Raw genomic sequence first — 25781 nt, forward strand, 5'->3', positions numbered from 1 at the left:
CGCGGCGTGGCCCGCCGCGCCACCGGCCGGCCGGCCGCCGCGCGGCGCCGACCCGGCGGCGGTACGGGCGTGGTGGTCCGCGCTCACCCCCGCGCAGCGACGGTGGCTGGTCGCGCACGAGCCGGGCCTGGTCGGCCGCCTCGACGGGGTGCCGGCGTCCGCCCGCGACCAGGCCAACCGGCTGCTGCTCGGGGCGCGGCGGGAGGAGTTGCTGGCCGCGCGGCGACGGCTGCTGGAACGGGTGCCGCGCGGGCCCGTCGAGCTGGCCGGGCTGGCGCGCGTCGGGGAGTCCCTGGCGGGGCTGGACGCGCTGGCCGCCCGGCTGGCCGGCGACGAGCAGCCCCGCGCCTACCTGCTCGGGCTGGGCACGGCCGGCGAGGGACGGGCGGTCGTGGCGCTGGGCAACCCGGACCGGTCGACGCGGATGCTGACCTACGTGCCGGGGATGACCGCCGGCCTCGGCGACGTGCCCGGCGAGCTGGGTCGGGCGGCCCGGGTGCTGTCCCGCTGCGCCGCACTCGCCCCCGAGGAGGAGACCGCCGCGGTGCTCTGGCTGGACTACGACGCCCCCGACTTCCTGCACGAGGCGGCGTGGCCGGGCCAGGCCCGGAACGCCGGCCCCGCGCTGCACCAGTTCCAGGAAGGGCTGCGGGCGACCCATGACGGGCCCCCAGGCCGGCAGACCGTGCTGGGGCACAGCTACGGCTCGCTGGTGGTCGGCACAGCCGCCCGCGACCACGGGCTGGCCGCCGACGCGCTGGTCTTCGTCGGCTCGCCCGGGGTGGGGGTCAGGCACGCGGGCGAGCTGGGCCTGCCGGCCGGGCAGGTCTGGGCGAGCACCGCGCCGGACGACGTGATCCGGTTGGCCCGACCGCCGGACGAGTTGGCCCGGCGGGCCCTGCTGGGGGCGTCGCCGGTCGGCCCGGCGATCGGGGGACTGCTCGGCATGCCGGAGCGCGAGCTGTGGTTCGGGCAGGATCCGTCCCACCCGGGCTTCGGCGGGCGCACGTTTCCCAGCGGGCGGCACGGCCACACCGGCTACTGGGCGGCCGACAACCCGGCTCTCGACGGGATGGCCCGGGTGGTGCTCGGCCGCTGACCCGGCGAACGTGCCGGGCCCCGCCCACCGGCGCGGTGGACGGGGCCCGGCACGGGGCGGTGCGACTACTCGACGGTGACCGACTTGGCCAGGTTGCGGGGCTGGTCCACGTCGTGCCCCCGGGCTGCGGCGATCTCGGCCGCCAGGATCTGCAACGGCACGGTGGTGACCAGCGGCGCGAGCAGGGTCGGCGTACGCGGCACGCGGATCAGGTGGTCGGCGTAGCGGACGACCGCCTCGTCGCCCTCCTCCGCGATCACGATGGTCCGGGCACCACGCGCCCGTACCTCCTGGATGTTGGAGACCACCTTGTCGTGCAGCATGCCCCGGCCCACCGGGGAGGGCACGATGCAGATCACCGGGGTGCCCTTGTCGATCAGCGCGATCGGGCCGTGCTTCAGCTCGCCGGCCGCGAAGCCCTCGGCGTGCATGTACGCCAACTCCTTGAGCTTGAGCGCACCCTCCAGGGCCACCGGGTAGCCCACGTGCCGGCCGATGAAGAGCACGGTCGGCTCGGCCTTCAGGTCGCGGGCCAGCTCGCGGACGGGCTCGATCCGGTCCAGCAGCTCGCGCAGCTTGCCCGGCATCTCCTGGAGCTGGGCGACCACGGCGGCCACCTCGTCGGCGAACTTGATGCCGCGCACCTGGGCCAGGTGCAGGCCGATCAGGTAGCAGGCGACGAGCTGGGTGAGGAACGCCTTGGTGGACGCGACGGCGATCTCCGGCCCGCCGTGGGTGTAGAGGACCGCGTCGGACTCCCGGGGGATGGTGGAGCCGTTGGTGTTGCAGATGGCCAGGACGCGGGCCTTCTGCTCCTTGGCGTGCCGCAGCGCCATCAGGGTGTCCATCGTCTCGCCGGACTGCGAGATGACCACGATCAGCGTGGACCGGTCGAGGACCGGATCGCGGTAGCGGAACTCGCTGGCCAGCTCCACCTCGCACGGGATCCGGGTCCAGTGCTCGATGGCGTACTTGGCGACCAGACCGGAGTGGTAGGCGGTGCCACAGGCGACGATGAAGATCTTGTCGACGTCGCGCAGGTCCTGGTCGCTGAGGCGGACCTCGTCGAGCATGATCTCGCCGGACTCGGTGAGCCGGCCGAGCAGCGTGTCCGCGACGGCCTGCGGCTGCTCCTCGATCTCCTTGAGCATGAACCAGTCGTAGCCGCCCTTCTCGGCGGCGGAGGCGTCCCAGTCGATGTGGAAGTCCTTGCCGCTGGCGGGCTGGCCGGCGAAGTCGGTGATCTCGATGGTGTCGCCGGTGATGAGGACGATCTGGTCCTGGCCGAGCTCCACCGCCTCCCGGGTGTGCTCGATGAACGCCGCCACGTCGCTGGCGAGGTAGTTCTCGCCGTCGCCCCGCCCGACCACCAGTGGCGAGTTGCGCCGGGCGCCGACCACCGCGCCGGGCACCGCGGCATCGACGGCGAGCAGCGTGAACGCGCCCTCCAGCCGCTGGCAGACCACCCGCATGGCGGCGGCGAGCAGCTGCGGACCGTCGGGGTGGCCGGCGGCGCGCAGGTCGGCCAGCGCGGCGGAGAGCAGGTGGGCCGCGCACTCGGTGTCGGTGTCGCTGGTGAACTGGACGCCGTCGGCCTCCAGCTCGGCGCGCAGCTTCGCGAAGTTCTCGATGATGCCGTTGTGGATCACGGCGACGCGGCCGTCGGGGGCCAGGTGCGGATGGGCGTTGCGGTCGGTCGGACCGCCGTGGGTGGCCCAGCGGGTGTGCCCGATGCCGGTGGTGCCGTCCCCGATGCCGATCGGGCTGGCCGCGCAGGACGTGGGATCCTCGGCGGCCCGCTCGGAGAGCACCTTCTCCAGGTTGGCCAGCTTGCCGGCCTTCTTCTCGGTCAACAGCTCGCCGTCGCAGACGATGGCGACGCCGGCCGAGTCGTAGCCGCGGTACTCCAGCCGCCGCAGTCCGTCGAGCACGATGCCGAGCGCCGGGCGCGCACCGGCGTAACCCACGATTCCACACATGTCCCGCAGCCTAACCTAGTTTCACTCATCATGCGTGCGCGAAAGCCGGGTAATCGATCACCGAAGCTGAGCGATCGGAGGCGAACCGACACCCTCCGTGACATACCTCCGCCCGACGAAGGGGACGCGGGCGGCCGTTCCGGGCGATCGACGACCGTCCTCGGCAGGGGTTGAAGCGGCGCCGGGAGTCCGTAGGCTGGCGGGTGTGACGATCGCCGACGTGGATCCGCTGGTGGCCCGGATGCGCCCGTTCGGGACGACCATCTTCGCCGAGATGTCCGCCCTCGCCGCCCGCACCGGCGCGATCAACCTCGGCCAGGGCTTCCCGGACACCGACGGGCCGCCGGAGATGCTGGCCGCCGCGGCGGAGGCGCTGCGTACCGGGCAGAACCAGTACCCGCCGGGTCCGGGCGTCCCGGCGCTGCGCGCTGCGGTGGCCGCGCACCAGCGCCGGTTCTGGGGGCTGGAGTACGACCCGGACGGCGAGATCGTGGTGACGGCGGGCGCCACCGAGGCGATCGCCGCGGCGATCCTCGGGCTCTGCGAGCCGGGCGACGAGGTCATCTGCTTCGAGCCGTACTACGACTCGTACGCCGCCTCGGTGGCGCTGGCCGGCGCGGTCCGCCGCCCGGTCACGCTGCGTCCCGCCGCCGACGGCCGGTACGCCTTCGACCCGGCCGCCCTGCGCGCCGCGTTCGGCCCGCGCACCCGGCTCGTGCTGCTCAACTCCCCGCACAACCCGACCGGCAAGGTGTTCACCCCCGACGAGCTGGCGCTGATCGCCGAGCTGTGCCAGGAGCACGACGCGTACGCGGTGACCGACGAGGTGTACGAGCACCTGGTCTTCACCGACGCCGCCGCCGGCCACGTGCCGCTGGCCACCCTGCCCGGGATGCGCGAGCGGACGCTACGCATCTCCTCGGCCGGCAAGACGTTCTCCTGCACGGGCTGGAAGGTCGGCTGGGCGAGCGGCCCGGCGGCGCTGGTCTCGGCGGTGCTGCGGGTGAAGCAGTTCCTCACCTTCGTCAACGCCGCGCCGCTCCAGCCCGCGGTCGCCGCGGCCCTGGCCCTGCCGGACGACTACTTCACCGGCTTCCGCAACGGCATGCAGACCCGCCGGGACCAGCTCGTCGGCGGGCTGAGCGAGGCCGGGTTCGAGGTGCTGGCGCCGGAGGGGACGTACTTCGTCACCGCCGACGTCACCGCGCTCGGCGGGCGGGACGGGATCGAGTTCTGCCGCTCGCTGCCCGAGCGGTGCGGCGTGGTGGCCGTCCCGGCCCAGGTCTTCTACGACGATCCGGAGGCGGGCCGCCACCTCGTCCGCTTCGCCTTCTGCAAGCGCCCCGAGGTGCTGGCCGAGGCCGTCACCCGGCTGCGTGGGCTGGCGGACACGCGGTGACCGGCGAGTACGCCTGACCGTCAGCCGGCCGCACGGTTCGGGGCGGTCCCCTGCTCCGGCGGCGCCCCCTCGGAACGGGACGTCCGTAGCCTGGCGAGCACCGCCGCGCCGTCGGCGAGGAGCACCCCCTCGGCGTCGTCGACGAAGGCCAGGTCCGCCTCCACGTGCCTACTCGCCGCCGAGAGCAGCAGCCCGACCACCGGGTCGCCGGCCCGGCAGGTGATCCGCGTCGACCCGACACTGTGTGCGGCCTCGTCCCCCCGCAAGGTGCTGCCTGACGGACGGAGCCTTTACCCAGAACGACGCAGGGGCACCGTGCCCCGGTGCCCCCGACCGCGGGTGACCGGCCGGGGGCGGGCACGAGTCGTCAGGCCGACGCCGGGCTCGCCGTCCGGACCTGGGCGGCGATGCGCTCGGCGACCTCGCGGGCGACCTGCTCGGTGGCCGCCTCGACCATGACCCGGACCAGCGGCTCGGTGCCGGACGGGCGCAGCAGCACCCGGCCGGTCTCCCCCAGCTCCGCCTCGGCCCGCTCGACCTCGGCCCGGACGGCGGGTGCGGCGGCGCCGACCGTACGGTCACCGACGGGGACGTTGATCAGCACCTGCGGCAGTCGGGTGATCACCCCGGCCAGCTCCGCCAGGGACTTCCCGGTCGCCGCCATCCGGGACATCAGGTGCAGCCCGGTCAGCACGCCGTCGCCGGTGGTCGCGTGCGCGGGCATGACGATGTGCCCGCTCTGCTCGCCGCCCAGCGCCAGCCCGGACGCCCGCAGTTCCTCCAGCACGTACCGGTCGCCGACCTTGGTCTCGATCAGGCGGATCCCCTCGCGGGACATCGCCAGGCGCAGGCCCAGGTTGCTCATCACGGTGGCGACCAGCGTGTCCTGGGTCAGCGTGCCCGCCTCCCGCATGGCCAGGGCGAGGATCGCCATCACCTGGTCGCCGTCGACCTCGTCCCCGTCGGCGGTCACCGCGACGCAGCGGTCGGCGTCGCCGTCGTGGGCGATGCCCAGGTGCGCGCCGTGCTCGACCACCGCGGCCCGCAGGGCTTCGAGATGGTTGGAGCCGCACTCGTCGTTGATGTTGAGGCCGTCCGGCTCGGCGTAGATGGCGACGACCTCGGCGCCGGCCTCCCGGTACACCACCGGGGCCACCTCGGCAGCGGCGCCGTTGGCGCAGTCGACCACGACCTTGATCCCGTCGAGGCGGTGCGGCGCGGTGCCGACCAGGTGCTGCACGTAGTGGTCGCCGCCGTCGAGCAGGTCGTGCACCCGGCCGACGCCGGCACCGACGGGCCGCTTCCAGGCGGTCGTGGCGTTCGCCTCAACGGCCGACTCGATCTGCATCTCGATCTCGTCCGGCAGCTTGTGTCCACCGGCGGCGAAGAGCTTGATCCCGTTGTCGGGCATCGGGTTGTGTGAGGCGGAGAGCATCACGCCGAGGTCGGCCTTGGCCTCGGCGGTGAGGAACGCCACGGCCGGGGTGGGCAGCACGCCCACCCGGACCACGTTGGCGCCAGCGCTGGTGAGCCCGGCGACCACGGCGGCCTCCAGCATCTCGCCGCTGGCCCGGGTGTCCCGCCCGACCACGGCCAGTGGGGGATGGCTCCGGTCCGACTCGGAGAGTGTGTGCGCGGCGGCGACCGCCACCGCGAGCGCCAACTCAGGCGTGAGATCCGCGTTCGCCCGCCCGCGTACGCCATCCGTGCCGAACAACCGGCCCATACCCGCCAACCTCCGATGAAACGGTCCAGGAAAGGCGAACGGCCGGGCCACCTCCCGTTCGGGGAGGCGAACCCGGCCGTTCGTCAGAAGTACAACGTGCCGCTGAAGATCAGCGCTTCGAGTACTGGGGAGCCTTACGGGCCTTCTTGAGGCCGTACTTCTTGCTTTCCTTGACCCGGGCGTCCCGGGTGAGGAAGCCGGCCTTCTTCAGCGCCGGACGGTCGTCAGGCTCGCTGACGATCAGGGCCCGGGCGATGGCGAGCCGGAGCGCGCCGGCCTGACCGGTGGTGCCGCCGCCACGCAGGTTGGCGATGACGTCGAACGCCTCCGGCTTCTCGGCGGTGACCAGCGGGTCCTTGATCAGCTGCTGGTGCACCTTGCTCGGGAAGTAGGCCTCGAGGTCCCGGCCGTTGCAGGTGATCTTGCCGGTGCCGGGGACGATGCGGACCCGGACGATGGCCTCCTTGCGCCGACCCACGGTCTGGATCGGGCGGTCACCACGCGGCGCGCGGACGACAGGCGCCGGCGCCTCGGTGGCCTCGGGGGCAACCTCGGTCTCGGTGATCTCGGTCATGCTGTTTCCTTCGCCCGCGCTCACTGCGCGATCTGCTTGATCTCGAACGGCATCGGCTGCTGAGCGCCGTGCGGGTGCTCGGCACCGGCGTAGACCTTCAGCTTCTTGATGAGCTGACGGCCGAGCTTGTTGTGCGGGAGCATGCCCTTGACGGCCAGCTCGATGGCCCGCTCGGGACGCTTGGTCAGCAGCTCGTCGTAGCCGACCTGCTTCAGACCACCCGGGTAGCCGGAGTGGCGGTAGGCGACCTTGGTGTGCCGCTTGTTGCCGGTCAGCGCGACCTTGCCCGCGTTCACGATGACGACGAAGTCGCCCGTGTCGACGTGCGGCGCGAAAGTCGGCTTGTGCTTGCCGCGCAGCAGCGTGGCGGCGTGGGTGGCCAGGCGGCCCAGCACGACATCAGAGGCGTCGATGACGTGCCACTGACGCTCGATCTCACCCGGCTTCGGGCTGTACGTACGCACAGGTATACCTTGTCTCGTCGTCGGTCTGGGGTCGCGCGCCGAGGATTACCGGGCGCGCACGAACGACCAAGCGTACCTCAGGCGGCACGCCTCTGGATGTCGTACAACAGCAGGCAACGATACTCGCCGCCCCGTCGGCAGGTCAAAACGGGGGTACCACCCCGCTCGCCCCGCGACCCTACATGACGGGGCTCACACCCCGGTCAGCCGACTCCGACCCGGCCGCAGGTAGACCAGCCAGGTCACCCCGAAACAGAGCGCGTAGACGGCGATGAAGGCGACGTACGCCGCGTCCGCGCTGCCCTGGGCCAGGAAGGACTGCCGGAAGGCGATGTTCACCAACACCCCGCCGAAGGCCCCGACCGCTCCGGCGATGCCGATCAGCGACCCGGTCATCCGCACGGCCCAACGCTGTGCCGCCCCCGCCTCCCGCCGTCCGGCGTCCACCTCGACGGCCGCCCGGACCCGGAAGATCGCCGGGATCATCTTGTACGTCGAGCCGTTGCCGATCCCGGAGAAGACGAAGAGGGACAGGAAACCGAGCAGGTAGAGCCCGAACGACCGCTCCCGGGCGGCGTAGAGCACCAGCGAGGCGCCAGCCGCCATCGCGACGAAGTTCCAGAAGGTCACCCAGGCCCCGCCGAGGCGGTCGGCGAGGTACCCGCCGACCGGCCGGATCAGCGAGCCGATCAGCGGGCCGAGGAAGGTCAGCCAGGCGGCGTCGACCGGAGTCGGGAAGCGGTCGGCGAACTGGAGCTGGAGCACCTGGCCGAAGGCGAAGCCGAAGCCGATGAAGGAGCCGAAGGTGCCGATGTAGAGCAGCGACATGATCCAGGTGTGCGGGTCGCGGGCGGCCTCGCGCAGCGCGCCGGGCTCGTTGCGCACCCCGGCGATGTTGTCCAGCCCCCGTGCTGCGGCGAACGCGGCCAGCACGATCAGCGGCAGGTAGACCGCCGGCACCAGACGGGGGTACGCGGTTCCCGCCGTGGCCAGCACCGCCAGCCCGACCAACTGCACCGCGGGCACGCCGAGGTTGCCGCCGCCGGCGTTGAGCCCGAGCGCCCGGCCCTTGAGCCGTTGCGGGTAGAACAGGTTGATGTTCGCCATCGAGGACGCGAAGTTGCCTCCGCCGACGCCGGTCAGGCAGGCCAGCACCATCAGGGTGGAGTAGGAGACGCCCGGCTCCAGCAGCACCGCCATCGGCACGGCCGGGACGAGCAGCAGCAACGCGCTGGCGATCGTCCAGGTCCGCCCGCCGAAGCGGGCCACGGCCAGCGTGTAGGGCAGCCGCAGCGCCGCCCCCAGGGCCGCCGGGACGGCGGTGAGCAGGAACTTGCCCGCCGGGTCGATGCCGTACTCCGGGCCGAGGAAGAGCACCATCACCGACCAGAGGCTCCACACCGAGAAGCCCACGTGCTCGGCGAGGATGGAGACCCAGAGGTTGCGGCGGGCGATCGGCGCCCCGGTCGTACGCCAGAACTCGGGGTCCTCGGGTCGCCAGTCGTCGATGCGGTGCCGCCGGCTGGCAGCGGCCGGGGCGGCCTCGGGTGCGGTGGGGGCCAGTGCGCTCACGGCGACTTCTCCTCATCGGTGCGAGCTGTAGGAACGCCAGGAATCCGGGATCACCCGGGGGTGCCCGTCCCGGGTCGGGGCCGGAAACGGAGACCGCACCACGGGGGGATGTCGACGCTGAGATGTCAGAGCTGTTGCAGGATGCGCAGCGCCCGGCCGACCCGGTGCATGGTGTCGGTGTCTGCGACGTCCACGCACTCGGTGAACCACTTCTTCATCGGCGAGGAAAGCCGGTCGGGCATCACCACGTACGCGCCCATCGCCACCGCCAGGGGCGAGTCGCGCAGCAGCGCCTCCTCGACCACCTCGGCCACGATGACGATCGGCACGTCGGTGGAGTTGTAGACGTCGGAGCTGATCACCAGCCCGAGCCGTTCCCGGGCGCCGTCGATGCGCCAGACCTCGCCCCTACGCAGCACGCGGGCGCCCGCCGAAGAGCACGTCGTCGACCATGCCCACCTCGCGGGCGTCGGCGAGGGCGGCGGATTCCAGGTCGAGCCCGGCCCGGCCGACGGCGGCGGCGTGCGCGGTGAAGACCTCGCGCAGCGCCTTCTCCCGGGCCGCCTGGTCCATCCACGCCGACAGGGAGAGCCCCTCGCGCTTGGCGAACCGCCGGGCCTCCTCGATCGTCTCGTCCGAGAACGACAGGGTCACCTTGGCAGTCATGCCCCGCAGACTACCCATCGGTATGACCGACAGTCATCCTTCTTGCCGCCGGTCGTCGAACCCGACAAATCCCCCGCCCCGACCCCGGATTCGACAGCCCGTTGCGGCCTCCGGGACGGTGGCCGGCCGACCCAAGCGCAGTCACCGACAGCCGCGACGTGGCTGTCGGGACACTGTCGCCTACCCCATCGGCGTGGCTGTCGGGACGGTGTCGACCTGCCCCATCGGCGCGACCAGCGGGACACTGTCGACCTACCCCATCGGCGTGGGCGGCGGGACACTGTCGACCTGCCCCGTCGGCGCGACCAGCGGGACGGCCGGCCACGCTCCACCGACGGGGACACCCCGCAAGCCACCACGCCCCACCCACCGCCCGCCCCCACCCCGCACCGTCGATCTTGCAGTTTCGGCCCTCCCTATGGGCGGAATGAGGCATATCTCGGGGCAGGAAGTGCAAGATCGACGAGAGGAAGCGCGGGGAGGGGGACGGAGCGGGGACGGGGGAAGAGGGGCGGGGGGAGGGGGGCGGGGGTGCCGGGCGGTCACTGTCCCATCGGCAGGGGCAGGTCGACAGGCACGCACGTCCACACGTCCCGTCCCCGAGGTCGCCGGGTCAGCCGAGCGCCTCGGCGTCGGGGCCGCGCCGGCCGCCGAACACGGCGAACCGCCACTGCTTGAAGAAGCAGTCGACGTCGGCCAGGCCCGCCTCGGCCAGCCAGCGGCACTGCGCGGCGACCGACGCCGGCCGGTCGTACGCCATCCGCTCCTCGGCGGCGGCGATCTCGTCGGCGCCGGAGCCCAGCGCGGCGATCTGCGCCAGCCACACCTCGTGGTAGCGCCGGTCCAGTGCCGGGGTGGGGCCGGCCACCTGCTCGGCGTTGACGAACACACCGCCGGGCACCAGCGCCGCCGGCACCCGCCGGTAGAGCTCGCGCTTGCCGGCGTCGTCGAGGTGGTGGACGGCAAGCGCGCTGACCACGGCGTCGTAGCGGCCGGCCGGCAACGGGTCGGCCAGGTCGGCCGGGACCGTCCGGTGGGCCACCCCACGGGCGCGCAGGTGGTCGGCGGCGACGGCGAGCATGGCCGGCGCGGCGTCGACCAGGGTCAGCCGGATCCCCGGCACCGCCGCGGCGAGCAGGAGCGACAGCAGCCCGGTGCCCGCGCCCAGGTCCAGCACCTCGGGGGTACGCCCTTCGGCGAGCGCGGCCCGCAACGGCGGCGCGGCCACCTCGACGGCGGTGCCGTAGAAGGCGTCGAAACAGGGCACCAGGCGTCGGCGGGCCTCGTCGTAGCTGCCGGCCACCGCGTCGAAGACCTCGGCCACGTCCATTGCGCCTCCCGAATTACAGGACAGTTTTCCCATACTGTAAACACCGCGAGCCGGCCCGCCGCTCCCGCGCGGAGTGAGCGGCTCTTGACAGGGCCGAAACAGACGGGACCCGGACCGGAAACCGTCCCCGGCACGCTTTGCCGATCGACCTGGTCGCGGCCGGCTGGTCTACGCGGTCACCTTCACCTCGGCCCCGGCGGCCGAGGCACTGCTGCGTGGGCGCGGTCGCCGCAGGGCCTCTGCTGCGGCGTGGGGTGCCCGTCAGCGCGCGCCGGCCAGGGCCCGGCTGGGTGCCCTGGTCCGGACCATCGTCGACGAACTGCCGCGCCGCACGGTCGCCCTGAGGGCGGCCGGTCACCTGCTCACGCCTCGCGGGCACGCCACCGCGCGGCGCCGATAGCACGCCGTGGAGATGGCGGTGGCCCGGCTATGCGCCGGGTTGCACGCGCCCCGGGCGCTGCAGACCGGCGTCAAACGCGGCTACCCCTCCGGGTCGACCGACGCGACCCGGAGGGGTAGCCGTCCCGTTCAGCCGACCGGCGTCGGGTAGCCCCGGCCCTGCTCGGCCTCGAGGCGGATCATGGCGTGCTCCACGACGGTCACCAGCACCTGCTTGACCGCGTCCCGGTGCCGGGCGTCGGTCAGCACCAGCGGCACGTCCGGCGAGATGGCCAGCGCCTCGCGGACCTCTTCCAGCTCGTACTGCGGCGCGCCGTCGAAGCGGTTCAACGCCACGACGTACGGCAGCCGGCGGTTCTCGAAGTAGTCGAGCGGGGCGAAGGCGTCGGTGATCCGGCGGGTGTCGACCAGCACGGCCGCGCCGACCGCGCCTTTGATGATCTCGTCCCACATGAACCAGAACCGGGTCTGACCCGGTGTGCCGAAGAGGTACAGGATCAGGTCCTCGGCCATGGTGATCCGGCCGAAGTCCATGGCGACGGTGGTGGTCTGCTTCCCCGGCACCTTGGACGGGTCGTCGATGCCGACACCGGCTGCGGTCATCACCGCCTCGGTCCTGAGCGGGGTGATCTCCGAGATCGCGCCGACCAGGGTCGTCTTGCCCACGCCGAAGCCACCAGCGACCACGATCTTCGCGGAGATGATTCCCCGGTTCTGGCGGGCCCCGGCGGGGTCATAGCCTGCGAAGTCCACTTAGCACCCTTCCAAGGATTTCCATCCGCTCCTCGAACCCTTCGGCGGGAGCGGCAGTGTGTAGCGTCAGCAGGCTCTCGGCCACCATGTCGGCGACCAGCACCCGGGTGACGCCCAGCGGCATCCGGGTGTACGCGGAGATCTCGGCCAGCGACTGTGCCCGGCCCTCACATACGGTGGCGATGCGGTGCTTGTCGTGCCCCGCGAAGCGGGCCTCCGCGGCCTGGGTCGGGCTGGCTGTCAGGACCGCCTCCAGGGCGATGTCCATTCGGGCCTCGGTCCGGCCGCGGGTGACCGCGTACGGCCGTACCAGCGCACCACGTGGGTCCACGCGCCGTTGGTCCATCGACGATCACCTCCTCTCCCGGCCGGGCCCCTGGTCGGGCACCGGATCCACTCGTTCCTGACGACGCACGATCCGCGCGTCGCGTCCCCTAGGACCGCACCGCGTCCCGGGGCAGCGGCACCAGCGCCGCACCCACCCGCTCGACCAGAAGCGCCATCTCGTAACCCACCTGACCGACGTCGCAGCTGCGGGCCGCCAGCACGGCCATCGACGAGCCGTCGCTGATCGACATCAGGAACAGGTATCCGCTGTCCATCTCGATGACCGTCTGCAGCACGCCGCCGGCGCTGAACATCCGGGCGGCGCCCTCGGTCAGGCTGACCACGCCCGAGGTGATCGCCGCGAGCTGGTCCGCCCGGTCCGCGGGCAGGTCCCGCGAGGAGGCGAGCAGCAGCCCGTCGGCGGACACCGCCACCACGTGGGCGATTCCCGCCACGCTGTCGGCGAAGTTGGTGAGCAACCAACTCATGTCCTGCATGGCCGCTGGCCTGTTCATCGACTCGTCTCCTTGGTCGCGGTGCTGTCCTGGTCCGTCCCGGCCGCCCGGCCGCGCTGCACGCCGCGGTGGTAGGCCGACAACAGGCCCCGAACTTCGTCCGGGGTACGCCGGCTGCGGTCTTGGCCGCTCCGGGGTTCGATCCCGCCCGGCACGAGTTGGGCCTGCGGCTGCCGCTTGGGCAGACCGGAACGGGTGGTGCCGGCGGTGGCGGGCGCCGCCGCCTGGCTGGCCCGGGACCAGCCCTCGTCGGCGGCCGTCCGCCAGGCGTCCGCGTCGGTCGCGGGCGCCGCCGAGGGCGGCTCCGCGACCGGCGTCGCGGGAGATGTCGTCGCAGGTGTCGTCACAGGTGTCGTGGTGGGCATGGTGGGCCGTGCCGCGGCCGGCGGGGCGTAGGACGGCGGTGCCGGCTGCGCTGGCGGCGGGGTGGGGGTGCTGCCCGGCGTACGCGTGGGCAGCCGCGGCCCGCGGGGCTCCTCCGGTGCCGGCCGGGCCGCGGCCGGCATCCCGGCGGTCGGTGCTCCGGCTGCCTGCTGGGCTGCGGGCGACTGGCTGAAGTCCGGGCGGGTGAAGATGGCCGTGGCGTCGTTACCGTGCGACCGGAACCACACCGCCTCCATCTCCCGGAAGATCGGCGCCTCGGCCGGCAGCTCGGGGCGCGGGGTGATCGGCGCGGCGGGAGCGGGCGGAGCGGTGGCGGCCAGGTTGGCCCCGAGGCCGCGCCCCGGGTCGGTGCCGAACCCGGTCGGCCGGGTGGTCCCGGCCAGCCCCGCCGACGAGCCGGCGATCGGGCCGACCGGCAGGGCCGGTGCGCCCGGTGCCGGGGCCTCCACGCCGGGGACGCGCTTGGGCAGCGCGTCGACCGTGGGGTACGCGACCGTCGGCGTGCCGACCGAGACACCTCCGCCGGCGAAGGTCGGCTGCGCCGGGGGAGTCGCCGTCAGGCCGCCGGCCTGCACCGGGGCGGTGGTGTCGCGCGCCTGCTCCGGGGCCTGCCACGGCGCGGGCGCGGCGGACCGCCACTGGTCGGTGAGGGTGGCCGAGGCGGTACGCCCCGCGCCGACGGCCGGCTCGGCGAGGCCGGCCGGGGTGAGCGGGCTCTGCTCGACCGCGAGCGGCTGGCGGGGCCGGGTGATCTGCTGGTCCCGGCTGTGCACGGGTGGCAGGACCACCGCCGCGGCGGGGAGCGTCACCTGGGCGACCGTGCCGCCCTCCACGTTGCGGCGCAGCTCCACCCGGATGCCGTAGCGGGAGGCCAGGCGGCTGACCACGGCCAGACCCATCAGTCGGAACGCCGCGACGTCGACGCTCGGCGGGGCGGCCAGTCGCCGGTTGAGCGAGTCGAGCTGGTCGTCGGTCAGGCCCAGGCCGCGGTCCTCGACCTGGATCAGGACGTAGTCCCGGATCCGCCGGCCGTCGGCGACGACAGTGGTGGTCGGCGGCGAGAAGCGGGTGGCGTTGTCGAGCAGTTCGGCGACGAGCCGGACCACGTCGTTGACCGCGTGCGCGGCGACCGAGATGTCGGTGTCGACGGTGCCGAACTCGATCCGGTTGTAGAGCTCCACCTCGGACTGCGCGGCCCGCAGCACGTCCACCAGCAGGGCGTCGTCGCGGCGCGGCACGGCCGAGTCGGCACCGGCCAGGACGAGCAGGTTCTCGTCGTTGCGGCGCATTCGGGTGGCCAGGTGGTCCAGCTCGAAGAGCTGTGCGAGCCGCTTCGGGTCCTCCTCGCCGCGCTCGATCGCGTCCAGCTCGCCGATCATGCGGTCGACCAGGGTCTGACTGCGCCGGGCCAGGTTGAGGAACATCGCCGAGACGCTGGTACGCAGCGCGGCCTGCTCGGCCGCCACGCGGACCGCCTCGCGGTGCACGACGTTGAAGGCGAGCGCCACCTGGCCGACCTCGTCGCGGTTGTTGAGCTTGATCGGGTCGCGTACCTGCCGGACGATCTCCTCGACGCCGCCGTCACCGACGTTGCCGACGTTCTGCAGCCGCTTCACCGCGTCCGGCAGGTCGTGGTTGGCCACCGAGAGGGCGCCCTCACGCAGGCGGCGCAGCGAGTGGTTGAGCGAGCGGGCCAGCACCACGGCGAGGGTCACCGCGACGATGAGGGTCAGCAGCACCAGCGCCGTCTCGATGATGGCCTGCCGGATGACGTCCGACCGGGCCTGGTCGGCCTGGCTGAGCAGCCGGTCCTGGAGCCGGATCTCGGCCCACCGCATCAGGTCGTTGACCGCGCCGATGGCGGCGGTGGCGTCCTGGGCGGACACCAGCGGGCTCTGCCCGACCGAGCGGGTGATGTCGGCGGCCACCCGGTCGGCGAGGGTGACGGCGTCGCCGGAGACGGTGCTGTCGACCAGGGCGCGCTGGGTCGGGTCGGCGGCCAGGGAGAAGGCGACCAGTGCCTCCTGCTGGCTGGTCAGCGTGGCCACGAAGGAGGAGAACTGCTCCTGGTCGAACTGGCCGGCGACGAGCGCGGTGTAGGCCACCGACTGCTCCTCGGCGACGGCCGCCTTGGCGTGGGCGAAAGCGGCGACCGCACGGCGGGCGTCGCCGAGCCGCTCGTCGCCGGGCAGCTGGGCCAGCCCGTCGCCGTACGCGACCAGGTCGGTGATGATGACCCCGTAGCGCAGCGCCGCCTCGGCGACCGCCATCTGCTGGCGGTCCAGCACCTTCTGCCGGGTGCTGGCGAGCGTCTCCAGGTGCTCGTCGATGGTCTCCAGCCGCTCCCGTACGGCGGTCGGCACCTCGCCGATCCGTCCGCGCTCCGCCCGGTACGCCTCGACCCGCTCGTCGGTGCTGCGCACCCGCAGGTTGTAGGTGTCGGCCTTCTGCTGCGGCGCGGACAGGAAGGCGGCAGCCGCCATCCGCTCGGTGTGCAGGTCCTGCGTCAGCGCGGAGACGTCGGTGGAGAGCGCGGTCAGTGCCCGGGCCTGGTTGGCGTCGAAGGTGTTCTCACCGACGGCGACGAGCCGGACCGTGGCCAACGCGAGCACCGCGGCGACCGGCACGACCAGGATCAGCGCGAGCTTGGAGCGGATCCGCACGTCGCGGAGCCGGGGTAGCCGACGCCGCTTCGGCTGGTCCGTGTCGCCACTCGCGGGCAGGGTCGTCGGTCCGGTGCTCACGACATCGCCTCCGTCGTTTCTTCCACGCCTGCCCCGCCGACTCGCGCCCGGTGCAGCGGACTGCGCCACACGCGGCACGGCCGCGATTTCATCAGAAGTGATCCTGTTTGGGAAGTCGCAGCGGGGTAGGAAACGGTTGCAGGGCACGCATCCCGTGATCCGGTCAACTAATACCTTCAATTCTTCATGCCCGTGAACAGGGCATGTAACTCCGGGGGGTCATCCGTGTCGTATTAGTAAGCGTTTGCAAACTTCCCGTTGCGCCACCATGTGGGATGCGCGTCCCGAAACGGTTCCGACGCTCCGCTTGACCGCAGGGCCCGGCGTTGGCAAGGTTTTGCAGGCTTCGCGCACACCGTACGGCAGACCGATCCCGTTCCTCTACTGAGGACGGACAACCCGGCGGTGACCGGGCAGCGCCCGGGCCGCATCTGGAGGACTGAGTTGAGCCCCATCCGCTCCGCGACCGCCGCGGCGCTCGCATCGGCCTTGCTGGCCACCACGCTCACCGGCTGCCAGCTCGGCGCGGACGAGCAGGACACCAGTCCCATCGTCATCGCCGCGGACCTCGAACTCTCCGGCGCGGCGGCGCACATCGGCAAGGCGTACCAGCGGGCGCTGGAACTGAAGGTCGACCAGCTGAACTCCTCCGGCGCGCTGAACGGCCGGAAGGTCGAGCTGAGGGTCGAGGACAACCGGTCCGACGCGAGCGAGTCGCTACGCAACATCGGCGACTTCAGCGCTGATTCCCGAGTCAGCGCCATCATCATGGGCGGCTGCAACGAATGCGCCGTCGGCGCCGTGGCCACCATCAACGAGAAGCGCATTCCCACCATTGCGCTCGCCCCGTCCAGCGCCGTGTCCAGTCCGGTCGCCGAGCGGCGGTACGTGTTCAAGCTCTCCCCGAACGCGGCCGACAACGCCGCCGCCCTCGCCTCGGAGCTGAGCCGCAAGGGCGTCAAGAAGGCGGGCGTCCTGCACAGCGACGACGCCTACGGCCGTGAGGGGCTGACCGCGCTGCGCGCCGAGTTCGCCAAGGCCGGCGTCAAGGTGCTGCGTGAGGAGGCCGTGCGCACCACCGACACCGAGGTCGGCAAGCAAATCCGGGACCTGGTCGAGAAGAAGCCGGAAGCGCTGGTCGTCTGGACCCCGGCGGAGCAGGCGACCCTCGCCGCCACCGCCGCCCAGCAGGCCAAGTTCAAGGGTGACCTCTTCTTCGACGCTGCGGCTGCCGGCGACCTCTTCCTCGGCGCCGCGGCGCGGGCGACCGAACGCGCGACCATGGTCTTCACCCAGACGATGGTGATCGACGACGTCATCGCCACCACCCCGGCGAAGGCGGCGCGCCGACAGTGGTTCCAGGACTACACCGCCCGCTTCGGCGGATACAACGGCTCGTCCTCGTTCGCGGCCGACGCGGTGCAGCTCATCGCCGACGCCGAACTGCGCGCGGGCGGCGAGCCCGGCCAGGTCGACCGCGAGGGCGTGCGGAACATGCTGGAGACGATCCAGATGGATGGTCTCTCCGGGCCGATCCGAATGACCCCGGACAACCACTCCGGCCTGATGCCCCAGGCCCTCACCACCCTGGTCGCGCGCAACGGGCGCTGGCGCCTCGCGGGATGAGCGAGGGTGTGGCCCGCCGTGCCCGGCGGGCCACACCCTCGACTGATCTACCTGGTCACCGGGCCGACGTGGTGGCCCGGACCCAGGGCAGGGCGAGCCGCTCGACCAGGGACAGTGCGCTGTAGAGCAGGATGCTCATCAGCGCGATCAGCACGATCGCCGCCCAGGCGGTCGCCGTGTCCCCGATGCCGTTGTACTGCAGGATCTGGTAGCCCAGCCCCGGCTTGTCGGAGTAGAACTCCCCGATCACCGCGCCGATGGCGGCCAACGGCATCGCCACCTTGAGCCCCACGAAGACCTGCGGCAACGCGGCGGGGAAACGCACCTTCCGGAACGCCTGCCACCACGAGGCGTTCAGCGACCGGGCCAGCTCGGCCAGGTCGGCCGGGGTGGTGGTGAGACCGGTCGCCGTGGACAGCACAATCGGGAAGAAGCACAGCAGGAACACCATGGTCAGGATCGGCTTCGAGCCCCAGCCGACCGAGACCACCAGCAGCGGGCCGAGGGCGATCTTCGGCACCGCGTTGACCGCCACCAGCAGCGGCGCGAACATCCGCTCGACGCGCCGGGACGCGGCCAGCGCCATCCCGATCAGCACCCCGGCGACCACCGACAGCAGGAAGCCGACCAGCGTCATCAGGGCGGTCACCCCCAGCGCCGGTAGCAGCACGTCGGCGCTCGCGGTCAGTGCCTGCCACACCGCCTGCGGCGGGGGCAGCGACACCGGATGCACCAGTTCCAGTCCCGACGTGACCAGCCACCAGACGGCCAGCGTGATCACCACGCCGAGCAGCGGCAGGCCGACGGCCGCCGGGCGTACGGCGGATCGGCGGGCGGGCGCCGCCGGTGACGCGTCGGCGCTGGCCCGCTCCGTACCGGTGTGGTCGGACCGGGTACCGGTCGTCTCCGTCACGGGTCCTCCTCTCCTGCCGGCCGAGGCCGGCACGCGACGAGGGTGCGGCCACCGGGTCGCCCCGGTGGACCGCACCCCCGCGGCACGGTCGGCGCGATCAGGCCTTCGGCGCGAGGCTGAAGTCGATGATCTGGTCGGGGGTGATGTTCTCCTTGAGCGCGCCGGCACCCTGGAGGATCGCGATGCTCTTGGCGACCCGGCCGCTGTCCAGGGTGCCGAGCTGGGTGCCGGAGTTGCTGGAGCGCACGTAGCCGGCCATGAGCTGGAGCTCGGCGGCGGCCGCGGTCGGGTTTGCCGCGTCGACGTTCTTCTTCAGCAGCTCACCCGCCTCCTGCGGGTTGGTCAGCGCGTAGTCGAGGCCCTTCATCAGGGCCGCGGTGAACCGCTTGACCATCTCCGGCTTCTCCTTGGCGAGCTTGGAGGAGGTGATCAGCACGTTGCCGTAGAGGTCCTGCATCACGTTGCTGTACGGCAGCATGACGGCCTTCTGCTTGGTCACCGTCTCGATGGTGGGCTGGCCGACGACGAACTGGCCGATGCCGTCCACCGTGCCGGTGCCGAGCATGCCCATCAGGGCCTGCGCGTCGCCGTTGACCCAGGTCACCTTGCTCGCGTCCACGCCGGCCATCCGGGCGTACGTCGGGAAGAGGTTGCGGACGACGGAGGTGGGGGTGTCGGCGAGCTTCTTGCCCTCCAGGTCCTTGGGCGACGCGATGCCCTTGCCCTCGACGGTGGCGATGGCGGCCATGGTGCGCTGCTGGATCGCCGCGACCGCGACGAAGTCCTTGGCCTGGCCGCCGCCGAGTTGAAGCAGTCCGCCGGTGAGGTCGATCGGACCGAACTGGGCCTGGCCGCCGACGATCTGCTGGATCACGGCGCCTGTGCCCTGGCCCGGCTTGATGTCGACGTCGAACCCGGCCTCCTTGAAGAAGCCCTTCTCCTTCGCGACCCAGGCGTAGGAGTCACGGCCGAAGTTGCCAAACGAGGTGAGGTAGGTCACCTTCTCCAACGCCCCGCCGTTGCCGCCCTTGGCACCGGAATCCGAGTCGCCGCTGCACCCGGAGACCAGGGCGAGGGCGGTGGCCAGCGCAGCGGCAGCGACCGTACGGGTCAGCCTTCTCATCAGTGCACCATGTCCTTTCCGACCGGAGCGGCACGCCGCCGCCGGAGGGGTTGTCTGGTGGGCCGGCTGAGGGGTGAAGCCGGTGCCACCATCGTGAGGGGACTCTTTGCGCGCACAGCGTACGAGAAAGCACCCTTCGTAATGCCAGACGTATCGGGTTTCGTTACGGAAAAAACCTCGCGTCCACCCCGGACGACGTACCGTCCACACCAGCCGGTTACCCTGGGCCGCGATACGCTGACCGCTGACTCAGGGAGGCCGCCGGAGATGATCCAGCTTTCCGGGGTGTCCCGCACCTTCGACGGCCGCAGCGGCCGCGTCGAGGCGCTGCGCGGCATCGACCTCGACGTCACGGCGGGCGAGTTCGTCGCCATCCTCGGCCGCTCCGGGTGCGGCAAGTCCACCCTGCTGCGGCTGATCGCCGGCCTGCTCCCGGTGAGCGAGGGCCGGATCACCGTGGCCGGCACGCCGATCACCAAACCGCGCCGGGACATCGCGATGCTCTTCCAGCGACCGGCCCTGCTCCCCTGGCGCACGGTCCTGGACAACGTCCTGCTCCCGGTGGAGATGTTCGGCTGGCAGCGGGCCAAGCACCGCGACCGGGCCCGGCAACTGCTGGACGTCGCCGGGCTGGGTGGCTTCGAGAAGCGGCTGCCGCACGAACTCTCCGGCGGCATGCAACAGCGGGTCTCGCTGTGCCGGTCACTGATCGGCGAGCCCCGGGTGATGCTGATGGACGAGCCGTTCTCCGCTCTCGACGCGCTAACCCGCGAGGAACTCTCCGGCGAGCTGCAACGCGTGCACATGACGTCCGGGGCCACCGTCGTCTTCGTCACCCACTCGATCGACGAGGCGGTGCTGCTGGCCGACCGGGTGGTCGTGCTCAGCCCCCGGCCCGGCCGGATCCGCAAGGTGGTCGACGTCGACATCCCCCGGCCACGCACCCTCGGCCGCAACGCGCACCTCGCGGACGTCGCCCGGGTCAGCGCCGACCTGCACGAACTCCTCATGGAGCGGGACCAGCCGGCGACGGCCGACGCGGAGGGACGATGAGCATGCGGGTTTCCGTGTTCACGGAGCCGCACCGGGGCGCCACCTACGACGACCAGCTCCGCTTCGCCCGGCTGGTCGAGGACGGCGGCTTCGAGGGCTTCCACCGCGCCGACCACTACCAGGCGCTGGGCGACGACGCAGGGCTTCCTGGCCCGACCGACGCCTGGCTGACGCTGGCCGCACTGGCCCGGGAGACCAGCCGGATCCGGCTCGGCACGCTGGTCACCTCGGCCACGTTCCGGCTGCCCGGCCCGCTGGCGGTGATGGTGGCCCAGGTCGACCAGATGAGCGGCGGCCGGGTCGAGCTGGGCATCGGTGCCGGCTGGTACGAGCGGGAGCACACCTCCTACGGCATCCCGTTCCCCGGCGTCGGCGAACGCTTCGACCGGCTGGCCGAGCAGCTGGAGATCGTCACCGGGCTGTGGCGGACGCCGCCGGGCGAGACATACAGCTTCACCGGCGACCACTACCGACTGGTGGACGCGCCCGCGCTGCCGAAGCCGGTGCAGGTGCCCGGCCCGCCGATCATCGTCGGCGGTCGCGGTCCGAAACGCACCCCCGAACTCGCCGCCCGGTACGCCGACGAGTTCAACACGCCGTTCAAGACCGTCACGGAGACCGCGGCCGCGTACGAGCGGGTGCGGGAGGCCTGCGACCGGGCCGGCCGGACCGAGTCGGGACGCGCCCCGCTGACGCTCTCCGCCGGGATCGTGGTGGCGATCGGCCGCACCGACGCCGAGGCGCACCGCCGCGCCGCACCGCTGCACGTCAAGAGCTCACTGCCGCCGGAGGACCCGGTGGTCGGCTCGCCCGCGCAGCTCGTCGACCGGATCGGCGAGTTCGCCGCGATCGGTGCCACCCGGGTACACCTGCGGCTGATCGACATCGCCGACCTCGACCACCTGGAGCTCATCGCCGCCGAGGTGCTCCCCCAGCTCTCCGGACCCGATGACCGCCACGCAGCCGCAGCCCGGCTGGTCGAGTTGACGTAACCCCTGGCCGGCGGGTCGCCCCCCGCTCGCGGCGCGCCGGTGGCGGCCTGGTCAACAGGTGCGTAACGTGCCGGACATGGCCTTTCGGACCTGGGGCAGACTGCTGCTCACGGCGCTCGGGGTGAGCCTGCTGGCCGGGGCCGCTCAACTCGGCATCGCCTTCGGCTTCGGCATCGTCCGGCTCACCGGCACCTTCACCGGCGCCACCGTCAACCAGTGGCCGGCCCAGCTCGTCTGGGCGGGCTGGTTCGCGGCGAACGCCGCCGTGGTGGGCGCGCTGCTCACCGAACGCCTGGCCCGCCGGGACGGAGGGCTGGCCGGCACCGGGCGCCTGCTCGCCGTCGCCGGGGCCGCCGCCCTGGGCGCCACCGTCGTCGCGCCGCTCTGCATGCAGCCCGCCCGGGCCGCCGAACTCGTCTCGATGGACCCGGTCTGGGCCGTCGGCATCTGCGCGGTCCTCGGTGCGCTGGCCGGCGCGGGCGCCGCGCTCGCCGTACTGCTCCAGCCGCCGGTGGGATGGAACATGGCGGCGCTCGCGGGCGCGGTCTGGCTGCTGGCCCTGGTCTCGGTGACGCCGTCGCTGGTCTCGACCGGGCCGTTGGACACCGTACGACTCGGGGTGCTGGAGCCCGCGTCCCTCGACGCCGGGGCGGCGCAGCGGCTGGCCCTGGTGGTGCTGCCGCTGGTGGCGCTGCTGGTCGGCGGGGCGAGCGGCGGGCTGGCCCGGTGGCGTGGGCACCCGCCGCTGGTCAGCGGCGCGACGGGGGTGGCGGGGCCGGTGCTGGTCGCGTTCGCCTACCTGACCGCCGGCCCGGGCGACACGGCCGACCGCTACCAGCTCACGCCCTACTACGCGGCACTGCTCGCGGTGGCCGCAGGCGCGCTCGGGTCGGCCGCAGCCACGCTGCTGCGCTGGCCGCTCGTCACGCGCACCGCCCCCACCGGGGCCATCGAACCGACGGACATCCTCCGCCCCCTGCCCGCCGGTCCCGCCCTGCCGGGGACCCAGCCCTCCACCAGCGACGACGAGCCGGAGACGGTCGACCTGGCCGGCGCCGGTCTGGTCGTCGCCCACAGGGCAGGGAGTACGGGCTCCGGCGGGATCGCCACCCCCACCGACGACGGCCCGACGCCCCAGGCCATCCCCCCGCACTGGGACTGGCCGGCCTCGGGCGGAACCGCCCCGGCTCGCGCCGCCGACGCCCCGACAGGCGCGGATCCACACTGGACGGCCGGGTCGCCGGTCCTCGTTTCCGAAGGCCCGTCCGTGGTCGACCACCCGGTCGCACCGGAATCCGCCGCCACCCGGGACAGCACCGACGACCACACCCCGACGGCCCCGACGACGCCGACCGGCCCGGCCGCCCGGCGTGCCGACGAAGCGCCACCGGCGGAGTCGGCGACGCCCGCCGGTCGACCCGCTGGGAAATCGACGCCGGCCGCAGGGGCGACGCCTGAGGAAGAGCCGGCCGTTTTGTCGACACCCGCGGGGCAGCCGGCCGGAGGACCGACGCCCACCGAACACCCGGCCGAGGTATCGGCACCCGCGGGGCAGCCGGCCGAGGCACCGATGCTCGCAGGACAGCCCGCCGGAGGGTCGACGCCCGCAGAGCAGGCCGAGGTGGTCGCCGCACAGCAGGTCACCCCGAGCACGCCCAAGCCCCGCCGCACCCGCAAGCCCCGGTCGACGCGCCAGCCCGCCGCGGCGGTGGCACCGGAGGCCGCGGGCCCGAGGCCCGTCACCGCCGACGCCCCCGCGACCGGGGTGACCGCACCGGTGGCCCCGGCTTCGGCTGCCGAGCCGGACTCCGGAAGGGACGCCGAGCCGGACTCCGACACCGCGTCCCGGCCCACCCAGCCGGCCGCCCCGGCGTGGCCCGCTCCGCCCCGGGCCCCGGGAGCCTCCACCGCCGAGGCTGCGCAGCCGGCCAAAGATCCCGCCCCCGAACCGACGCCCCGGCCCCGCCACCGGGCTCCGATGCCGGACCTGGCCCGGGCCACGAGCTGGGAGGCGCTCGCCACCGCGCGACGCGGCGGTCCCGCCCCGACGCCGGTCGACGCCGCGCCGCAGAACGGCGCGGGGACGCCGTCGACGGGCCCGGCGTCAACGGGTCCGGCGTCACCCGGCGGGTCCGAGCAGGCTGCCGGACGGGCCAGGGGCCGGCTGGGACTGTTCCGCCGCAACCGGCCCCGGGCCGAGGACGCCCCGGTCGACCAGGAGTCCGACCCGCTGCCGAAGCAGGACGAGGAGTACGTGGACTGGGTCAGCGGCCTGAGCAAGCCGGTCTCGGACAACGAGCCCGAGCAGGAGAGCGGCCGGCGGTCGTTGCGCTCCACCGGCCGCCACCACCGCGACTGACCCGCCCCGAAGACGCCCGCCCCCGCCCGGCCAACAGCCAACGAGGGCTGGCCCGCGTCCTCGACAACGCCCGGATCCTGCGGGAGGCGCGAGTGGGCGTCGTCGCGGGCGGAAGCCTGGCTCCGGCGGGGCGTCGTACGGGGCGCGTCCGTCCCGGGTGGGCAGCCGCGCGGCTCAGGCGAGCGGCAGGTAGACCCGGCCGCCCGAGGAGAGGAACTCCTCCGACTTGTCCTTCATGCCGCGCGCGGCGTACTCCTTCAACTCCTGGGTGATCTTCATGGAGCAGAACTTCGGCCCGCACATCGAGCAGAAGTGGGCGGTCTTCGCCGGCTCCGCGGGCAGCGTCGCGTCGTGGTACGACCGCGCGGTCTCCGGGTCCAGCGAGAGGTTGAACTGGTCCTCCCACCGGAACTCGAACCGTGCCCTGGAGAGCGCGTCGTCCCACGCCTGCGCGCCGGGGTGCCCCTTGGCCAGGTCGGCCGCGTGCGCCGCGATCTTGTACGCGATCACGCCGGCCTTCACGTCGTCGCGGTCCGGCAGTCCGAGGTGCTCCTTCGGGGTCACATAGCAGAGCATCGCGGTGCCGAACATGCCGATCATCGCGGCGCCGATCGCCGACGTGATGTGGTCGTACGCGGGGGCGATGTCCGTGGTCAGCGGGCCGAGGGTGTAGAACGGCGCCTCGTGGCACCACTCCTGCTGGAGGTCCACGTTCTCCTTGATCTTGTGCATGGGCACGTGGCCCGGACCCTCGATCATCACCTGCACGTCGTGCTCCCAGGCGACCTTCGTCAGCTCGCCGAGGGTACGCAGCTCGGCGAACTGCGCCTCGTCGTTGGCGTCGGCGATCGAGCCGGGGCGCAGCCCGTCGCCGAGCGAGAACGTCACGTCGTACCGCGCGAGCAGCGAGCACAGCTCGGCGAAGTTCGTGTAGAGGAAGTTCTCCTCGTGGTGTGCCAGGCACCAGGCCGCCATGATCGAGCCGCCCCGCGACACGATCCCGGTGACCCGGTCCACGGCCAGCGGCACGTACGGCAGCAGCACCCCGGCGTGCACCGTCATGTAGTCGACGCCCTGCTCGGCCTGCTCGACGACGGTCTCCCGGAACACCTCCCAGCTCAGCTTCACCGGGTCGCCGCCGACCTTCTCCAGCGCCTGGTAGATCGGCACGGTGCCGATCGGCACCGGCGAGTTCCGTACGATCGCCTCACGGGTCTCGTGGATCCGTTTGCCGGTCGACAGGTCCATCACGGTGTCCGCGCCCCACCGGGTGGCCCAGGTCAGTTTCTCCACCTCGTCCGCCACGGAGGACGTGACCGCCGAGGTGCCGATGTTGGCGTTCACCTTCACCAGGAACGCCTTGCCGATGATCGCCGGCTCGCACTCGGGGTGGTTGACGTTGAGCGGCAGCACGGCCCGCCCGGCGGCGATCTCGTCCCGGACGAACTCCGCCGTCATCCCCTCCCGGATCGCCACGAACTCCATCTCCGGCGTCACCACGCCGGCCCGCGCGTACGCGAGCTGGGTGGGACGTCGCCCGTCGGCGCCCACGAGCGGGGTGCCCGCGCCCCGGACCGGGGCGACGTCGCCACGCTCGGCGATCCACGGTCCGCGCAGCGGCGGCAGCCCGACCTCCGGATCGGATCCGGGTCCGGAGGTGTCGTAGAGCCGCAGTGGCGGGTTGTCGCCGGTCAGCTCCACCTCGGCGAACGGCACCCGGATGCCCGGCCGGGACCCTTCCACGTACACCTTGCGACGTGCCTGCATGACAGCCTCCCTGGTGA

At 72.8% G+C, this 25781-nt stretch carries 22 protein-coding genes and 1 pseudogene; 7 read left to right on the forward strand and 16 right to left on the reverse strand.

Features of this window, described 5'->3' with window-relative positions; genetic code table 11:
* Positions 1-1099: alpha/beta hydrolase (locus AB0D32_RS14535; RefSeq protein WP_357089532.1), on the forward strand; the 1099-nt coding region annotated here is incomplete at its 5' end.
* Between the two features lie 65 nt (positions 1100-1164).
* Here AB0D32_RS14535 and glmS read toward each other — a convergent pair.
* Positions 1165-3078, reverse strand: coding sequence for a glutamine--fructose-6-phosphate transaminase (isomerizing) (glmS, locus tag AB0D32_RS14540; protein ID WP_357089535.1), 1914 nt, complete (start codon positions 3076-3078; stop codon positions 1165-1167).
* 205 nt (positions 3079-3283) lie between these two features.
* Here glmS and AB0D32_RS14545 point away from each other — a divergent pair, with 205 nt between their 5' ends.
* Positions 3284-4477: a pyridoxal phosphate-dependent aminotransferase gene (locus AB0D32_RS14545; RefSeq protein ID WP_357089538.1), complete on the forward strand. Its 1194-nt coding sequence runs from the start codon at positions 3284-3286 to the stop codon at positions 4475-4477.
* A 20-nt stretch (positions 4478-4497) separates the two neighbouring features.
* On the opposite strand, the gene AB0D32_RS14550 is transcribed toward AB0D32_RS14545, so the two are convergent.
* The 8 genes from AB0D32_RS14550 to AB0D32_RS14585 form a co-directional block, all read right to left on the reverse strand.
* Complete coding sequence (locus AB0D32_RS14550; RefSeq protein WP_357089541.1) at positions 4498-4743, reverse strand: hypothetical protein; 246 nt, start codon at positions 4741-4743, stop codon at positions 4498-4500.
* Positions 4744-4844: 101 nt separating this feature from the next.
* On the reverse strand, positions 4845-6203 hold the full coding sequence (glmM, locus tag AB0D32_RS14555) for a phosphoglucosamine mutase (RefSeq protein ID WP_357089543.1): 1359 nt from the start codon (positions 6201-6203) through the stop codon (positions 4845-4847).
* Between the two features lie 109 nt (positions 6204-6312).
* Positions 6313-6777, reverse strand: coding sequence for a 30S ribosomal protein S9 (rpsI, locus tag AB0D32_RS14560; RefSeq protein ID WP_357089546.1), 465 nt, complete (start codon positions 6775-6777; stop codon positions 6313-6315).
* A 20-nt stretch (positions 6778-6797) separates the two neighbouring features.
* The gene (gene rplM, locus AB0D32_RS14565) at positions 6798-7241 is read right to left on the reverse strand and encodes a 50S ribosomal protein L13 (protein WP_357089548.1); all 444 of its coding nucleotides are present in this window, start codon (positions 7239-7241) and stop codon (positions 6798-6800) included.
* 192 nt (positions 7242-7433) lie between these two features.
* On the reverse strand, positions 7434-8804 hold the full coding sequence (locus AB0D32_RS14570) for a nitrate/nitrite transporter (protein ID WP_357090005.1): 1371 nt from the start codon (positions 8802-8804) through the stop codon (positions 7434-7436).
* Between the two features lie 134 nt (positions 8805-8938).
* A complete protein-coding gene (locus tag AB0D32_RS14575; protein WP_357089551.1) occupies positions 8939-9232 on the reverse strand; it encodes a hypothetical protein in 294 nt (97 codons plus the stop codon).
* On the reverse strand, positions 9222-9479 hold the full coding sequence (locus AB0D32_RS14580; protein ID WP_208417965.1) for a DUF6364 family protein: 258 nt from the start codon (positions 9477-9479) through the stop codon (positions 9222-9224). The genes AB0D32_RS14575 and AB0D32_RS14580 overlap by 11 nt, the downstream gene beginning before the upstream one ends.
* A gap of 613 nt (positions 9480-10092) precedes the next feature.
* Positions 10093-10809, reverse strand: coding sequence for a methyltransferase domain-containing protein (locus tag AB0D32_RS14585; RefSeq protein WP_357089556.1), 717 nt, complete (start codon positions 10807-10809; stop codon positions 10093-10095).
* A gap of 157 nt (positions 10810-10966) precedes the next feature.
* Between AB0D32_RS14585 and AB0D32_RS14590 the strand changes: the two are divergent.
* Positions 10967-11359 (forward strand): annotated as a pseudogene (locus AB0D32_RS14590) (hypothetical protein); the annotation flags it as partial.
* Here the strand turns inward: AB0D32_RS14590 and AB0D32_RS14595 are convergent.
* From AB0D32_RS14595 to AB0D32_RS14610, 4 genes are all read right to left on the reverse strand, one after another.
* Positions 11338-11961: an ATP/GTP-binding protein gene (locus tag AB0D32_RS14595; protein WP_091627807.1), complete on the reverse strand. Its 624-nt coding sequence runs from the start codon at positions 11959-11961 to the stop codon at positions 11338-11340. The pseudogene AB0D32_RS14590 and the gene AB0D32_RS14595 sit on opposite strands and share 22 nt — an antisense overlap.
* Complete coding sequence (locus AB0D32_RS14600) at positions 11942-12307, reverse strand: DUF742 domain-containing protein (protein ID WP_091627805.1); 366 nt, start codon at positions 12305-12307, stop codon at positions 11942-11944. The genes AB0D32_RS14595 and AB0D32_RS14600 overlap by 20 nt, the downstream gene beginning before the upstream one ends.
* A gap of 88 nt (positions 12308-12395) precedes the next feature.
* Positions 12396-12803, reverse strand: a complete 408-nt coding sequence (locus tag AB0D32_RS14605) for a roadblock/LC7 domain-containing protein (RefSeq protein WP_067359650.1) — start codon at positions 12801-12803, stop codon at positions 12396-12398.
* Positions 12800-15931, reverse strand: coding sequence for a sensor histidine kinase (locus AB0D32_RS14610; protein WP_357089560.1), 3132 nt, complete (start codon positions 15929-15931; stop codon positions 12800-12802). Before AB0D32_RS14610 ends, AB0D32_RS14605 begins: the two co-directional genes overlap by 4 nt.
* Positions 15932-16375: 444 nt before the next feature.
* Between AB0D32_RS14610 and AB0D32_RS14615 the strand changes: the two genes are divergently transcribed.
* Positions 16376-17557 (forward strand): ABC transporter substrate-binding protein, encoded by a 1182-nt coding sequence (locus AB0D32_RS14615; RefSeq protein ID WP_357089562.1) that lies wholly within the window; start codon positions 16376-16378, stop codon positions 17555-17557.
* A 55-nt stretch (positions 17558-17612) separates the two neighbouring features.
* On the opposite strand, the gene AB0D32_RS14620 is transcribed toward AB0D32_RS14615, so the two are convergent.
* Positions 17613-18470, reverse strand: a complete 858-nt coding sequence (locus AB0D32_RS14620; protein ID WP_357089564.1) for an ABC transporter permease — start codon at positions 18468-18470, stop codon at positions 17613-17615.
* A gap of 97 nt (positions 18471-18567) precedes the next feature.
* Positions 18568-19593 (reverse strand): ABC transporter substrate-binding protein, encoded by a 1026-nt coding sequence (locus AB0D32_RS14625; RefSeq protein ID WP_357089566.1) that lies wholly within the window; start codon positions 19591-19593, stop codon positions 18568-18570.
* Positions 19594-19860: 267 nt separating this feature from the next.
* Here AB0D32_RS14625 and AB0D32_RS14630 point away from each other — a divergent pair, with 267 nt between their 5' ends.
* From AB0D32_RS14630 to AB0D32_RS14640, 3 genes are all read left to right on the forward strand, one after another.
* A complete protein-coding gene (locus AB0D32_RS14630; RefSeq protein ID WP_357089568.1) occupies positions 19861-20646 on the forward strand; it encodes an ABC transporter ATP-binding protein in 786 nt (261 codons plus the stop codon).
* A 2-nt stretch (positions 20647-20648) separates the two neighbouring features.
* Positions 20649-21638 (forward strand): LLM class F420-dependent oxidoreductase, encoded by a 990-nt coding sequence (locus tag AB0D32_RS14635; protein WP_357090008.1) that lies wholly within the window; start codon positions 20649-20651, stop codon positions 21636-21638.
* 76 nt (positions 21639-21714) lie between these two features.
* Positions 21715-23997, forward strand: coding sequence for a hypothetical protein (locus AB0D32_RS14640; protein ID WP_357089571.1), 2283 nt, complete (start codon positions 21715-21717; stop codon positions 23995-23997).
* 174 nt (positions 23998-24171) lie between these two features.
* On the opposite strand, the gene thiC is transcribed toward AB0D32_RS14640, so the two are convergent.
* Entirely contained in the window at positions 24172-25764 is a 1593-nt protein-coding gene (gene thiC, locus AB0D32_RS14645; RefSeq protein ID WP_357089574.1) for a phosphomethylpyrimidine synthase ThiC, read from the reverse strand.
* Positions 25765-25781: the final 17 nt, after the last annotated feature.

Origin of the sequence: Micromonospora sp. NPDC048170, from assembly GCF_040652795.1 — a bacterium.
Lineage (GTDB): Bacteria > Actinomycetota > Actinomycetes > Mycobacteriales > Micromonosporaceae > Micromonospora.

Bases quoted from the DNA above. Each gene is read 5' to 3' on its own strand.
- glmS (WP_357089535.1), bottom strand. From the start codon at position 3,078: ATGTGTGGAATCGTGGGTTACGCCGGTGCGCGCCCGGCGCTCGGCATC.
- glmM (WP_357089543.1), bottom strand. From the start codon at position 6,203: ATGGGCCGGTTGTTCGGCACGGATGGCGTACGCGGGCGGGCGAACGCG.
- rpsI (WP_357089546.1), bottom strand. From the start codon at position 6,777: ATGACCGAGATCACCGAGACCGAGGTTGCCCCCGAGGCCACCGAGGCG.
- AB0D32_RS14580 (WP_208417965.1), bottom strand. From the start codon at position 9,479: ATGACTGCCAAGGTGACCCTGTCGTTCTCGGACGAGACGATCGAGGAG.
- AB0D32_RS14585 (WP_357089556.1), bottom strand. From the start codon at position 10,809: ATGGACGTGGCCGAGGTCTTCGACGCGGTGGCCGGCAGCTACGACGAG.
- AB0D32_RS14600 (WP_091627805.1), bottom strand. From the start codon at position 12,307: ATGGACCAACGGCGCGTGGACCCACGTGGTGCGCTGGTACGGCCGTAC.
- AB0D32_RS14605 (WP_067359650.1), bottom strand. From the start codon at position 12,803: ATGAACAGGCCAGCGGCCATGCAGGACATGAGTTGGTTGCTCACCAAC.
- AB0D32_RS14625 (WP_357089566.1), bottom strand. From the start codon at position 19,593: ATGAGAAGGCTGACCCGTACGGTCGCTGCCGCTGCGCTGGCCACCGCC.
- AB0D32_RS14630 (WP_357089568.1), top strand. From the start codon at position 19,861: ATGATCCAGCTTTCCGGGGTGTCCCGCACCTTCGACGGCCGCAGCGGC.
- AB0D32_RS14635 (WP_357090008.1), top strand. From the start codon at position 20,649: ATGCGGGTTTCCGTGTTCACGGAGCCGCACCGGGGCGCCACCTACGAC.
- AB0D32_RS14640 (WP_357089571.1), top strand. From the start codon at position 21,715: ATGGCCTTTCGGACCTGGGGCAGACTGCTGCTCACGGCGCTCGGGGTG.
- thiC (WP_357089574.1), bottom strand. From the start codon at position 25,764: ATGCAGGCACGTCGCAAGGTGTACGTGGAAGGGTCCCGGCCGGGCATC.